This is a genomic window from Sphingomonas sediminicola (assembly GCF_014489515.1).
In the GTDB taxonomy this organism is placed as follows: domain Bacteria; phylum Pseudomonadota; class Alphaproteobacteria; order Sphingomonadales; family Sphingomonadaceae; genus Sphingomicrobium; species Sphingomicrobium sediminicola.
The window spans coordinates 1,881,064-1,892,763 of record NZ_CP060782.1 but is presented as its reverse complement, the minus strand read 5'-3'; the positions used below and the strand labels follow the sequence as shown (position 1 = coordinate 1,892,763).

Sequence of the window (11,700 nt, the reverse complement as noted above, 5' to 3'; positions counted from 1 at the left end):
TATGGCAGACACGATTGCACGGGATGCCGACCGGCTTCCCTGGCTGACCGACGAGAAGGCTCCCAAGAGGCCATCGGGCCGTCTTTGGACCGTTCCGCTCCTGGTCGTCGGGATGGTTGCGATTGCGGTCCTGTCCTTCTGGTTCGGGATGACCCGCTCGTGGTCGCCGGAAACGCCGGTCACGGAAAGTCAGCCGGAAGCCGTCTCAACCCCACTTCCTGCGCCACAGCCGGTCCAGCCGCCTCGCCAGGCGCCGGGGCTCGCGCCGATGCGTGAAGTCGAGCCAACGCCGGCACCGGCGCCCGTCGTAATTCGGATGCAGGAAGACGTGCAGCCCACGCTCAATTCCGAGCCGGCTCTGAAGCGCGTGGCCAATCCGACTGTAACGATCGGCATCGAGCCAAGTGCTCCGGCCAAGACGACTGCTCCCGAGCGCAAGCCTCTCGAATTCTCCAATCCCTGGGACTCGTCCGCTGCTTCAGGCCGGATGGTTCGTGTTGGCACCTATTCGAGCCTTCGCCAGGGCAAGCAGGCCTGGGCAAAGCTCGCTCGCTCGTTTCCGGCGATGAAGAAGCTTCCGGCGGTCGTCACCGATATCCCGTCGCTGCGGAATGGCCGTGTTTATTATCGGCTCCAGATCGGGACCACTTCACAGGCTCATTCCGAAGTGCTTTGCCAGCGGATGAGGGCGATCGGCCAGAGTTGCGTCGTGGTTGACCTAGCGGGAGCGCGGAAGGGAAGCGGGGATGAGCGACAGCCGGCAGGCTTATGACGAGCAGCTGCCTTGGCTCGAGGCGGTCGACGACGAGGATGGTCCCGGCGGAGTTCCGGCCCGGCGCATGCTTGCGGCGCTGCTCGTCGTTGTGCTCGCGGTAGGTCTCGTCGCAGGTACCTTCTTCTGGCTCGGGCAGCGGGATGGCGGGGAGGGTAGCGGCGCGCCTGAGCTGATCCGCGCGGAGCCGGGACCATACAAGGTCAAGCCAACCGACCCGGGCGGACTCGACGTGGCCGGCGAAAGCGAGACGGCGTTCGAGACGAGCGCGGGGCAGGACACCGACGCCCAGCTCGACCTTAGCAAGTCGCCGGAGGAGGCCGTCGTGGCACCCAAACCGCAGGCCGAACCGAAACCAGGGTTCTCCATGGCCCCGCCCAAGCCTGCGCCCGTCCAGACAGAGACAAAGCTCGAACCTGAGCCGCAACCAACGGGAGGTAAGGGCAGCGTCGTTCAGCTGGGGGCTTTCGCAAACCGGGCGCAGGCCGAGCGGGCCTGGACGGCACTTTCGACGCGCTTCCCTTCAGTCGCAGCGATGAACAAGATGATCATCCCGTTCTCGGGCGGCATTCGCCTTCGAGCGGCGGCTCCGTCGCCGGCTGAGGCGAAGCAGGTTTGTCAGGCCCTGAAGGTTGCGGGCGAGAACTGCTTCGTGGCGAACTGATGCAAGCTGCAATTTACGGTCTCGAAGGGACCGAAATCACTACTGACGAACGCGACTTCTTTCGCGACGCCGATCCGGCTGGCTACATCCTGTTCAAGCGCAACTGCGCCGACCGCGATCAGATGCGGCGGTTGACCGACGGTCTTCGCGAGATTGCGGGCAGGTCCGAAGTCCCGATCCTCATCGACCAGGAAGGCGGAAGGGTCGCTCGAATGCGTCCGCCCGAATGGCCCTCATTCCCGAGCGGTGAGGCGTTCGACCGGCTTTACCAGCGGGCACCGTCCAGTGCGATCGAGGCAGCCCGAGTTAACGCACGCGCGCTGGCGCTCATGCTCAATGAGGTCGGCGTCAACGTCGACTGCCTGCCGATGCTCGACGTCCGCCAGCCGGGCGCGACGGACATCGTCGGCGACCGGGCTCTCGGTTCGGAGCCGATGCAGGTGGCGGCGCTCGGCCGTGCGATCCTCGACGGCCTTCATTCCGCCGGCGTTCTCGGCGTCATCAAGCATATTCCCGGCCACGGCCGCGCTCTTGTCGACAGCCATCACGAGCTGCCGATCGTCGAAGCGAATGAGGACGAGCTCGCGGTCGACATGGAACCGTTCGAACGGCTCCATAATGCGGCGATGGGGATGACCAGCCACCTGCTCTACCGGCAGTGGGATGCGGACCGTCCGGCGTCCCAGTCGCCGATCGTCATCCACGAGATCATCCGCCAGCGCATCGGCTTCGATGGATTCCTGATGAGCGATGATATCGGGATGGAAGCGCTCGCGGGCGATCACGGCGAGCGCGCGGCCGCCTGCGTGAAGGCGGGGTGCGACGTCGCCCTTCATTGCGACGGCAAAATGGACAACATGATTCTCGTCGCCAAAGCCGTTCCAGCCTTGTCGGATGAAGCGGAGGTTCGCCTGGCGCGAGCGATGGCGCGGACCTTCACCCCGGACGACGGCCTCGATTTCGCGGCTGCGGTCGAAAAGAGGGACGCGCTGCTCGCCCTCGCTTGAGTCGCGATTTATCCACAGGAGTCTGGCCTTTTCCCTTCGCAGTCCGGGAACTTGGGTTTAGTCTCGCTGCATGGGGGTGGATGCGCTCGATTTCTCGGCCGGCTCCGAAGAGCTGACGCTTAATCTGGATGGTTGGGAAGGTCCGCTCGACCTCCTCCTCAACCTAGCTCGCGCGCAGAAGGTCGATCTCACACAGATCTCGATCCTGCAGCTGGTCGATCAGTACACCGACTATATCGCCAGCGCGCGGGCACTGAAGCTCGAGATCGCGGCCGATTATCTCGTGATGGCTGCGTGGCTCGCCTACCTGAAATCCTGCCTGCTGCTGCCGAAGGACCCGGAACAGGACCCGAGCCCGGAGGAAGTCGCCCTTCGCCTGCAGATGCGGCTGCTAAGGCTCGACGCGATGCGCGAGGCGGGCGCGCGGCTGCTTGGCCGCGACCGTATCGGACGCGACGTGTTCGTGCGCGGCTTGCCCGAAGGGCTGCGACTGGTCCGCAAGTCGGCATGGCAGGTGAACTCGTTCGAGCTTTTCTCGGCTTATGGCGCGGTCAAGGCCCGGACCCAGCCGGCAATGCATGTCGTCCACATGCGTTCGGTGATGACCCTCGACGACGCGATCGAGCGTGTCGGAAAGATGATCGGCATGGCGATCGACTGGATGGAAATCGGCCAATTCCTTCCCGACAGCGACGATCCCGCCTTCCGGCGGTCTGCACTGGCGTCGAGCTTTGTGGCTGCGCTTGAGCTCGCTCGCCGCGGGCGGCTTGACCTCCGCCAGGACGAGCCTTTTGCCCCTTTACAGGTGCGCGCTGCCTGATGGACGAGTTCGTTCGCGCAGTGGAGGCGACGATTTTCGCATCCTCAGAACCGCTCACCATCGAGGAAATCCAGGGCTACTCTGGAGATGGTGACGTAGAGGCCGCGCTCGCTACGCTCGCTGAAATCTACACCGGCAGGGGCATCGAGCTGGTGGAGCGGGGCGGCCGCTGGCATTTCCAGACGGCACCCGATCTCGCGCATCTGCTGCGGCGGACCCGCGAGGAGCCGCGCCGCCTCTCGCGTGCGGCGACCGAGACGCTAGCGATTGTCGCCTATCACGAGCCGGTAAGCCGCGCCGAAATCGAAGCGATTCGCGGCGTCCAGATCTCCAAGGGCACGCTCGATGTGCTGATGGAGGCGGGTTGGGTGCGGACGGCCGGACGTCGAGAAGGTCCCGGCCGCCCTCTACTCTATGCGACGACACAGGAATTCCTGACGCATTTCGGGCTTGGGTCGCGGAAGGACCTACCCGGGATCGACGATCTCAAGGCTGCCGGACTGCTCGATCCACTCGACCAGGGTGTTTTCGAGGCGCTGGAGCAGCTGCAACTGGAAAGCGAAGAAGAGGACGACTAGAAGGCCCGCCAAAGGAGTTCTTTCCATGGGTGGCTTCAGTTTCTGGCATATCCTGATCCTCGCGATCATTCTCCTGCTGCTGTTCGGTGGGAATCGTTTTTCGGCCATGATGGGCGACGTCGCCAAGGGCCTGAAAAGCTTCAAGCAGGGCATGGCCGAGGAAGACAAGCCGGCCGAGCGGCAGGAACCGCGCCCGCTGCCGCGTAACGAGCCGATCGATGTGACTCCGGAGCCGCGCCGCACCACCGACTCCGTGCCGCCAGCCGGTGACGACCGTACAAACGGCTAAACTCTAGTCGAAGGCGCCCGCATGTTCGGCGTCGACACCAGCGAACTCGTTCTCGTCGCGGTCCTAGCGCTGATTTTCATCGGCCCGAAGGACCTGCCCAATGCCCTCCGCACAGTCGGTCGCTGGGTCGGCCAGATTCGCGGAATGGCACGCCATTTCCAGAGCGGCATCGACGCGATGATCCGGGAGGCCGAGCTAGAGGAGATGGAGCAGAAGTGGCGCGAGGAGAATGAGCGCATAATGCGCGAGTATCCGGCGCTTCTAGAGGCCCAGAAGGCGGAAGCCGAGGAGCCTGCAATCGATCAGCCGACGCTTCCGCTCGATCCTCCTCAAGACAAGCGCGAGCTGCCGTGAGGGACATCGACGACACCAAGGCGCCGCTGCTCGAGCACCTTATCGAGCTCCGCAAACGGCTGCTGCTGTCGTTCGGCGTGCTGGTCGTGCTGTTCTTCGCCTGCCTTGCCTATGCGAAGATGATCTTTGCCTTTCTCGTCCAGCCCCTGCTTGCAGCGGGCCAGGGCAAGGTCATCTACACCGACATCTTCGAGGCCTTCTTCGTTGAGGTGAAAGTCGCCCTTTTTGCGGCTTTGATGCTCGGCTTCCCCTTCTTCGCGATCCAGATGTGGAAGTTCGTCGCGCCCGGGCTTTACGCGCGGGAGAAGAAGGCGCTGCTGCCATTCCTCCTGCTGACGCCGTTCTTTTTCATCGGGGTGCCGCCTTTGCCTATTACGTCGCCATGCCCTGGGCGCTGCACTTCCTGCTCAGCTTTCAGGGTGACGTCGGTGGGATCCAGCGCGAGGCGCTTCCGGGTGTCGGCAATTACCTGAACTTCTGCACCCGCTTCCTGTTCGGGTTCGGTGTCGCCTTCCTGACGCCGATCCTGCTGATGATCCTGGAGCGAGCAGGTCTCATCACTCTGGAGCAGCTCACGAAGTCGCGGCGCTATGCGATCGTGGCCTCCGCCGCCGTTTCGGCCGTGCTCACGCCGCCCGACGCCGTCTCAATGCTTTTGCTGCTGGTGCCGCTCTACTCACTGTACGAGCTCGCGATCCTCGCGATCCGCCTGACGCACTGGCGTCGAAGCCGCAAGGAAGCTGCTTCCGCGAACGGTGGTTCGGCTAGCTGAATGTAATGAGGGCCCGGAAACGCCACCGGGGGGGGAGGGTTGGCGGTTCCGGGCCCATTTAAGCGGATAGCGAGAGCGGGGGGCAAAAGGTCACTATCCACTGTGCAAAACGCGCCTTCTTCCGCAGATGTTCCGATGCTTGCGAAACTTTTTTCGTCGCAACCGTAACGACCCGTCCAGCCTCTTAGCGGGGCGGAAACACCGGCAATTCAACGCTGTAGCGGCCAAGCTTGCGTTCAAGGGCGGAACGAAGCTGTTTCGCCAAACCTGCGATAATCCGCTCGAACTGCATTTTTTCGCGGTCCCCCTCCTCATCGGGATTCAAAACCTTGCTGTTCAACGTCAGGCGGGCGGTCAGCTCGCTCGTGCGGCGGAGCGTGATTTCCACCGGGTCCTCGGGCGTGTTCAGCATCGCGAACTCGACGATCTCCGTCACAAGGAAGGCTACGGAAACGGCGACGTCCTGTGTGGTGTTGGCGCTTTCCAGGTCGAGTTCGATGCGCATTGTGCGCGCGGACTCCGGTGCGGTGGCGCGGAGCTCCGCCGCAAGCTCCGAGAGGAGGGGCGCAGGGAGATTCCGCGATTCTCTTCCATCTCCGCAAAATGGTTGCGGTGAACGATCGAAAGCGCGCCGACGCGGCGGCTGATCGATCCGTAGGCGGCGCGCGCGGCAGGGGTCTCGGCCGTGCGGCCGTGTATGTTGATAAGCGAGGCGACGACCTGGAGGTTGTTCTTCACCCGGTGGTGGACCTCCCGGACTAGCTTTCGCTGCCCTTCCAGGGCCCCAGCCATGTCGCGCTCCGAATCTTCGACCCGGCGGACCGTTCGAGCGAAAGCCTCGCTGAGATCCCGAATCTCGGTCGCAGGCCCGAGCTTTAGCGGCAGAACGAATTCGCCCTCGCCGGGCTCGTATTGGACTACCGAGCGCTTGAGGTGGCGGAGCGGGCGGATCAGAAGGCGGTTCACGACCACCCAGGTCAGGAGCGCGGCGACGATCCACATCAGGAACGGAAGCATCAGCAGCAATCGATCGCCGGTGGTAATCATCGGGATCTTCGTCCCGACGAGCATTTCCAGCCGCCCGTTCGCCATTGGCCAGCGACTGGTTGCGAGCTGTTCCCGGCCCCGCCGAAGAGCTTCTGGGGTCAGGATCGGCAGCTCATTCATCCCGTCACGAAGGGCAAGCGTCTCGATATTCGGGCTGCGTCCACTGCCGCTTGGCGGAGCTCCGCCTTTGTGAAGGAACCGGTCGCCATTCCGCCGGCCACGCCGACGCGAAACGTCAGGGCTTCTTCTTCGGGAAGGATTCGTAAGGCGATGTCGCCAGGCGCGACGAGCGGAAGCCGGCTCGTCTCGGGCACGTTCCCGACTTCGCAGATTCGCTTACCGTTGGTGTCTTCCAGCTCGAACTGTCGTGCGACTGCGGGAGTGACTGTCAGCGATTGCTCGAGGGTCGCGCAGGTTCCATCGCCGTCAGCAATGCGCCCGTTCGCGGCGATCCTTAGAGCAAGTGCGTTCCGAGCGATTAGGCTTTCGACGCCTCGTGTAGCCAACCGGGCCTGCTCTTCCGCCTGTGAGCGAAGAACGTCGTTCGCATCCCGAATTCCCTGACTCGCTGCCCAGACCAGGCTGATGCCGATCGGCAGCAGTGCAGCAGTCAGGATCAGCAGCAGTTTAACCGCTGTCGGCAGCGCCGCAAAGCGCCGGGCCGCTTCGCTTAGCATGTCGGGATTGTCATCAACGGCTCAGCTGAGTTTCCCCAGCAGGTCACTGAAATCGTCGGGCACAGTTTCTCGCAGCGTGTCATCGTAGATCGTGCGGAGTGCACGTCCGATGTCGCCGGCCCTTTGCTTACGGTTCTTTTTTTCGTCGGACGTCTTCTGCATTGCCTTGTCGGCACCGCGATGAGAGCCGCCCTTCTGCTTAACACTCAACCTCTCGTCCCCCCTTGCGCGGGTACAAGCGCGCTTCGTTTAGCGTTCCACTCGTGAGGTGCAACGGGTTTAAGGAAAGTTCAACGCCAGGCGCCGAACCCCGACGCGGCTCCAAGCGCTGCGTCCATAAACCCGCAGCAATCCTTTGCCGCGCGAAGCGGAAACCAAATGCTTTGTCCTTTGTTCCAGCGATCAGCACATCTCAGCGGGGAGTGTACGGTAACTGCTGACTCGACCCGGCCAAGGGTTGCATCAACCGTTACGCACGCCCAAAGACCCCGCTTTCGACTGGGAGAGTCCGTTTATATGTCCCTGGGTCAGGAACTCGCACCGCACCTGCCTTTCCTCCGCCGTTATGCGCGCGCCCTAACCGGCAGCCAGACGCATGGCGACGCCTTCGTTCGAGCGACGCTCGAGGCGATTGTCGCACAGCCGGACGAGTTTCCGCGCGATGTCGATCCGCGTCTCGGTCTCTACAAGACGTTCCACGCGATATGGTCGACGGCCAATGTTGAAGAGGGCGAGGAGCCGGCCAAGGATTACGCCGGCGCTGAAGGTATCGCGCAGGCTCGACTATCGCGGATCACTCCACTGTCGCGCCAGGCGCTGCTCCTGACCTCGCTGGAAGGGTTCTCGTCGGACGATGCGGCCTATCTGATCGGGGCCTCTCCGGAGGACGTGGACTCGCTCGTTGCGGAAGCGTTGGGTGAGATCGAGCGCCAGACGCTCGCTGACGTCCTTATCATCGAGGACGAGCCGATCATCGCTATGGATATCGAGACGATCGTCCGCGACCTCGGCCACAATGTAACCGGCGTCGCGGTCACCCGCGACGAGGCCGTTACCCAGGCCCGGCAGCACCCGCCGGGGCTAGTCCTTGCAGATATCCAGCTCGCCGACGATTCGAGCGGAATCGACGCGGTGAAGGACATCCTCGCCGAGTTCTCGGTGCCCGTGATCTTCATCACGGCGTTCCCGGAGAGGCTGTTGACCGGAACCCGCCCGGAACCCACCTTCCTCATCACCAAGCCGTTCCAGCGGTCGACGGTGAAGGCGGCCATAGCGCAGGCGTTGTTCTTCGACGCAGCAACGGTGCCGGCCTGACCCTTAAGCCGTAACGCTGGCGGAACATGGGCTGACAAAGCGCGTTGGCCCGTGGAACGCATGGCTTGAGAGAATGATGAGCAACGAGAGACAGGAACAGGTTACGACCACTGAGGCGCGCGCAGGCGTAACGCCTCACATGACGCGCTACGTTCTCGGGATCTCGCTGGCGCTGGTGGTGGTATTGTTCGCGATCATTTACGCGATCGCGGCGACCTGACCTCCATCGATTCTGTCATTCTCTACGTGTATTCATCCGGTTCATATTGAGCCGGATACCCATTGTCTGAACCGGGCGGGGATTAGTGGCCGAAGAACAAGATCAACAAACGGCCGAAGAGGCGGGTGCGGCTGCGACGACCGAGTGGGTTCCGCTTTCTGATCCGGAATTCAAGGACCAGCTAGCGGCGGTCATTCCGCATCTGCGCGCGTTCGGCCGTTCGCTGTCCGGAAGCCGCGACCTTGCCGACGACCTGGTCCAGGAAACGCTGCTGAAGGCATGGGCCGCCCGGAAGAGATTCCAAGCAGGTACCAACATGCGCGCGTGGACGTTCATCATCCTGCGCAATCTTTTCCTCAGCCAGATGCGCCGCGCGCGCTTCAAGGGCGAGTGGGACGAGCTGACGGCTTCGAAGATCCTCGCGGCGCCCGCCAGCCAGGATCGCCACATCGAGCTCAGCGACATGCAGCGTGCGTTGATGCACCTGCCGCAGCCGCAGCGTGAGGCACTGATCCTCGTAGGCGCCGGCGGCTTCGCTTATGAAGAAGCCGCGGAAATCTGCGGCTGTGCGGTCGGAACGATCAAGAGCCGGGTCGCCCGCGGGCGTGTTGCGCTCGAGGGCTGCTTTCTAGCGGCAAGCTCCCGTCACGCCGCCAGCACCGCACCGACCCGAACAAGTCCGCGCTTCAAACGATCATGAACGAAGTGGACGATCTCAGCCGCGACCACGAGCGCGCGGTCGGCGCTCAGGAAGACTAGAAAACGGCTAGTTCAGCCGTTGCAGCAAATCGGAAAAATCGCGCTCGCACGGCTCCTCCTTCACCGGCGAGAATGCTCGCCGGAGGGCAGCCGTAATGCCGGCATGTGCTGGCGGGATATCGACGCGGATTATTCTTCGGTCCATGTTGATATCCGTTGCACCATTGGATCGACGCTCCGTGTCCATGGTTCCTGACTAACGACTAACCGGCTCGGAGGTTTCGCAAAACCGTGCCCTCAGTGCGACGGACTGAATTAGGCTCAGCCCCGAACGGTACTGCCGTTCGGGAAGAGGCGTTGAGGCGCGCCCGCGAATTCTCGCCGTTCCTAAGAGAGGCCGCTGCATCGCTTTCAGGCCTGGTCGACCAATTCCTCGAGAAGGGCAGCACCGCCGCCATCGATGCCGCACTCGTCGCGAGCGCGCCGACTGTCGATGCGGAGCTTCGCCGCCGCCGGCTGGGCGTAGCGTTGGCCGTGGCGCTCGGCGACCTGGCCGGCGAACTCGGCTTCGAAGAGGCGACGCGATACCTGTCCGATTTCGCCGACGTGGCGATCGAGCGATCGCTCGCGACGGCGCTGACCGAACGGGTTCCGGACGCTGAGGTCCGGGGAATCACGGTGCTGGCCCTCGGCAAGCTCGGCAGTCGCGAACTCAACTATTCTTCCGACGTCGACCTGCTGCTGCTTTTCGACCCGGAAGCGATGCCGCGCCGCGAGCGGGACGATCCATCCGAAGCAGCGGTTCGCGTCGGGCGGCGAATGATCGAGCTGCTGCAGAAGCGGACTGCGGATGGCTATGTCGAACGCGTCGATCTTCGGCTTCGCCCGTCGCCGGAGGTCACCCCCATCGTCCTGCCCATCAACGCGGCGATCTCGCACTATGAATCCTCTGCGCTTCCCTGGGAGCGTGCGGCTTTCATTCGCGCGCGCGTTTGTGCAGGCGACCGGCCGCTCGGCGAGCACTTCCTTAAATCGATCCAGCCATTCGTCTGGCGCCGGTCGCTCGACTTCGGGGTTATCGAGGAAGTTCGGGAAATTTCGGCCCGCATCCGCGATCACTTTGCGCAGGGCGCCAAGCTCGGGCCGGGCTATGACCTGAAGCGCGGGCGAGGCGGGATTCGCGAGGTCGAGTTCTTCGCCCAGATTCAGCAGATGATCCACGGCGGGCGCGACCTGTCGGTCCGCGCCTCGGCAACGCTCGATGCGCTCGATGCCCTGCAGGCGGCGGGTCGAATCTCGGAAGAAGATGCCTCCGCATTGTCCGAAGCCTATGTCCTGTTGCGGACCATCGAGCATCGGGCACAGATGGTCGACGACGCACAGACGCACCTCCTGCCGCTCGATGGCGAGGCTCTGGACAATGTCGCAAAGCTTCACGGTCTCTCGACCGGCGAGGAGTTGATCGAGCTGCTCCAGCCACACGTCGACCGGGCGGAGCAGTTGTTCAACTCGCTGGCGCCCGACCGCGAAGGCCGTTTGTCCAACGATGGCGACATTCTGATCGACGAGCTGAGGTCGCTCGGCTTCAATGAGCCGGAAATGCCGCTTCGAAGGGTGATGGACTGGCGGTCAGGACGCGCCCGGTCGCTGCGCTCGCCGGCGGCGAGAACTGCGTTCGAGGCGATGCTCCCGGCGCTGTTGCGGGAAATTGCGTCCGGCCAGACCCGGACCGCGCTCTCAACCGCATGGCCGATATCGTCGACAGGCTATCGAGCGGGATCAATCTTTACCGGCTTCTCGAAGCCCGTCCGCAGCTTGCGCGGCATCTCGCGCTGGTTCTGGCCCATGCTCCGCCACTGGCCGACATGCTGGCGAGACGGCCGGACCTGCTCGATGGCCTGATCGACGAATCCAGTTTCGCGCTTCCGCCCGAGCCCGACGCCATGGCCGAGCGTCTCCGTTCCGCAATGCGTGGAGAGCCCTACGACCGCGCCCTCGACCGTGCGCGAAGGCTGATCGCGGAGCGGCGTTTCTCGCTTGGTGTGCAGTTGATCGCCGCGCACGCCGACCCGCTCGACCTCGCCATGGGTTACAGCAACGTCGCCGAAGGGACGATCGTCGCAATGGCCGAGCTAGCTTCGGACGAGTTTGCGAAGACCCACGGCAAGATCGAGGGCGGCGAGCTGATGATCTTGGCGCTCGGTCGTCTTGGCGGACGAGCTCTGACCCACGCGTCGGACCTCGACATCATCTACGTTTACGATGCGCCCGAAGGCGCGATGTCCGACGGGAAGAAGCCGCTCAGTGCAACCGACTATTACAACCGGCTGGCCAATCGGATCACCGCTGCGATCAGCGTCCCGACGGCTGCGGGCCCGCTTTACGACGTCGACACACGCCTGAGGCCGCAGGGGGCGAGGGGATGCTCGCAGTCTCGTTGGAAGGATTTCTGAACTACCAACGCGGCGAGGCATGGACGTGGGAGCA

The 11,700-nt window shown here is 63.5% G+C and carries 14 protein-coding genes and 3 pseudogenes; 13 read left to right on the top strand and 4 right to left on the bottom strand.

The annotated features are described in order from the left end of the window. Position 1: 1 nt before the first annotated feature. The 8 genes and pseudogenes from H9L14_RS10275 (at position 2) to tatC (ending at position 5,256) form a co-directional block, all read left to right on the top strand. Entirely contained in the window at positions 2-772 is a 771-nt protein-coding gene (locus H9L14_RS10275; RefSeq protein WP_187708026.1) for an SPOR domain-containing protein, read from the top strand. Next, positions 747-1,436 (top strand): SPOR domain-containing protein, encoded by a 690-nt coding sequence (locus tag H9L14_RS10270; RefSeq protein ID WP_187708025.1) that lies wholly within the window; start codon positions 747-749, stop codon positions 1,434-1,436. The genes H9L14_RS10275 and H9L14_RS10270 overlap by 26 nt, the downstream gene beginning before the upstream one ends. After that, positions 1,436-2,443: a beta-N-acetylhexosaminidase gene (gene nagZ, locus H9L14_RS10265; RefSeq protein ID WP_187708024.1), complete on the top strand. Its 1,008-nt coding sequence runs from the start codon at positions 1,436-1,438 to the stop codon at positions 2,441-2,443. Before H9L14_RS10270 ends, nagZ begins: the two co-directional genes overlap by 1 nt. A gap of 70 nt (positions 2,444-2,513) precedes the next feature. Continuing rightward, positions 2,514-3,263: a segregation and condensation protein A gene (locus tag H9L14_RS10260; protein WP_187708023.1), complete on the top strand. Its 750-nt coding sequence runs from the start codon at positions 2,514-2,516 to the stop codon at positions 3,261-3,263. Beyond that, positions 3,263-3,841 (top strand): SMC-Scp complex subunit ScpB, encoded by a 579-nt coding sequence (scpB, locus tag H9L14_RS10255; protein WP_187708022.1) that lies wholly within the window; start codon positions 3,263-3,265, stop codon positions 3,839-3,841. Before H9L14_RS10260 ends, scpB begins: the two co-directional genes overlap by 1 nt. Before the next feature lie 25 nt (positions 3,842-3,866). Continuing rightward, positions 3,867-4,130 (top strand): twin-arginine translocase TatA/TatE family subunit, encoded by a 264-nt coding sequence (locus tag H9L14_RS10250; protein WP_187708021.1) that lies wholly within the window; start codon positions 3,867-3,869, stop codon positions 4,128-4,130. A 21-nt stretch (positions 4,131-4,151) separates the two neighbouring features. After that, the gene (tatB, locus tag H9L14_RS10245; protein WP_187708020.1) at positions 4,152-4,484 is read left to right on the top strand and encodes a Sec-independent protein translocase protein TatB; all 333 of its coding nucleotides are present in this window, start codon (positions 4,152-4,154) and stop codon (positions 4,482-4,484) included. Then, positions 4,481-5,256, top strand: a pseudogene (gene tatC, locus H9L14_RS10240) (twin-arginine translocase subunit TatC). Before tatB ends, tatC begins: the two are co-directional and overlap by 4 nt. Positions 5,257-5,440: 184 nt before the next feature. Here the strand turns inward: tatC and H9L14_RS10235 are convergent. The 4 genes from H9L14_RS10235 to H9L14_RS10220 are packed head-to-tail and all read right to left on the bottom strand — an operon-like array spanning position 5,441 to position 7,142. Beyond that, complete coding sequence (locus H9L14_RS10235) at positions 5,441-5,761, bottom strand: hypothetical protein (RefSeq protein ID WP_187708019.1); 321 nt, start codon at positions 5,759-5,761, stop codon at positions 5,441-5,443. Continuing rightward, positions 5,701-6,423 carry a histidine kinase dimerization/phosphoacceptor domain -containing protein gene (locus H9L14_RS10230; protein ID WP_187708018.1) on the bottom strand — a complete coding sequence of 241 codons (723 nt, stop codon included), beginning with the start codon at positions 6,421-6,423 and terminating at the stop codon, positions 5,701-5,703. Before H9L14_RS10230 ends, H9L14_RS10235 begins: the two co-directional genes overlap by 61 nt. After that, on the bottom strand, positions 6,420-6,980 hold the full coding sequence (locus H9L14_RS10225) for a hypothetical protein (RefSeq protein ID WP_187708017.1): 561 nt from the start codon (positions 6,978-6,980) through the stop codon (positions 6,420-6,422). The genes H9L14_RS10230 and H9L14_RS10225 overlap by 4 nt, the downstream gene beginning before the upstream one ends. Positions 6,981-7,001: 21 nt before the next feature. Further along, the gene (locus tag H9L14_RS10220; protein ID WP_187708016.1) at positions 7,002-7,142 is read right to left on the bottom strand and encodes a NepR family anti-sigma factor; all 141 of its coding nucleotides are present in this window, start codon (positions 7,140-7,142) and stop codon (positions 7,002-7,004) included. A gap of 354 nt (positions 7,143-7,496) precedes the next feature. On the opposite strand from H9L14_RS10220, the gene H9L14_RS10215 reads away from it, so the two are divergent. The 5 genes and pseudogenes from H9L14_RS10215 to H9L14_RS15960 all read left to right on the top strand — a co-directional run. Beyond that, positions 7,497-8,294, top strand: a complete 798-nt coding sequence (locus tag H9L14_RS10215) for a response regulator (protein ID WP_187708015.1) — start codon at positions 7,497-7,499, stop codon at positions 8,292-8,294. 73 nt (positions 8,295-8,367) lie between these two features. Then, a complete protein-coding gene (locus tag H9L14_RS10210; RefSeq protein ID WP_187710010.1) occupies positions 8,368-8,514 on the top strand; it encodes a hypothetical protein in 147 nt (48 codons plus the stop codon). An 85-nt stretch (positions 8,515-8,599) separates the two neighbouring features. Next, positions 8,600-9,273: pseudogene (locus H9L14_RS10205) on the top strand (sigma-70 family RNA polymerase sigma factor). A 297-nt stretch (positions 9,274-9,570) separates the two neighbouring features. Further along, positions 9,571-11,115, top strand: a complete 1,545-nt coding sequence (locus H9L14_RS15965) for a [protein-PII] uridylyltransferase family protein (protein ID WP_246444086.1) — start codon at positions 9,571-9,573, stop codon at positions 11,113-11,115. Beyond that, a pseudogene (locus H9L14_RS15960) lies at positions 11,079-11,698 on the top strand (glutamine-synthetase adenylyltransferase); the annotation flags it as partial. The gene H9L14_RS15965 and the pseudogene H9L14_RS15960, both read left to right, overlap by 37 nt. Between the last annotated feature and the right edge of the window lie 2 nt (positions 11,699-11,700).

Coding starts and splice junctions, on each gene's coding strand:
- H9L14_RS10275 (WP_187708026.1), top strand. CDS start 2: ATGGCAGACACGATTGCACGGGATGCCGACCGGCTTCCCTGGCTGACC.
- H9L14_RS10270 (WP_187708025.1), top strand. CDS start 747: ATGAGCGACAGCCGGCAGGCTTATGACGAGCAGCTGCCTTGGCTCGAG.
- nagZ (WP_187708024.1), top strand. CDS start 1,436: ATGCAAGCTGCAATTTACGGTCTCGAAGGGACCGAAATCACTACTGAC.
- H9L14_RS10260 (WP_187708023.1), top strand. CDS start 2,514: ATGGGGGTGGATGCGCTCGATTTCTCGGCCGGCTCCGAAGAGCTGACG.
- scpB (WP_187708022.1), top strand. CDS start 3,263: ATGGACGAGTTCGTTCGCGCAGTGGAGGCGACGATTTTCGCATCCTCA.
- H9L14_RS10250 (WP_187708021.1), top strand. CDS start 3,867: ATGGGTGGCTTCAGTTTCTGGCATATCCTGATCCTCGCGATCATTCTC.
- tatB (WP_187708020.1), top strand. CDS start 4,152: ATGTTCGGCGTCGACACCAGCGAACTCGTTCTCGTCGCGGTCCTAGCG.
- H9L14_RS10235 (WP_187708019.1), bottom strand. CDS start 5,761: ATGCGCATCGAACTCGACCTGGAAAGCGCCAACACCACACAGGACGTC.
- H9L14_RS10230 (WP_187708018.1), bottom strand. CDS start 6,423: ATGAATGAGCTGCCGATCCTGACCCCAGAAGCTCTTCGGCGGGGCCGG.
- H9L14_RS10225 (WP_187708017.1), bottom strand. CDS start 6,980: ATGCTAAGCGAAGCGGCCCGGCGCTTTGCGGCGCTGCCGACAGCGGTT.
- H9L14_RS10220 (WP_187708016.1), bottom strand. CDS start 7,142: ATGCAGAAGACGTCCGACGAAAAAAAGAACCGTAAGCAAAGGGCCGGC.
- H9L14_RS10215 (WP_187708015.1), top strand. CDS start 7,497: ATGTCCCTGGGTCAGGAACTCGCACCGCACCTGCCTTTCCTCCGCCGT.
- H9L14_RS10210 (WP_187710010.1), top strand. CDS start 8,368: ATGATGAGCAACGAGAGACAGGAACAGGTTACGACCACTGAGGCGCGC.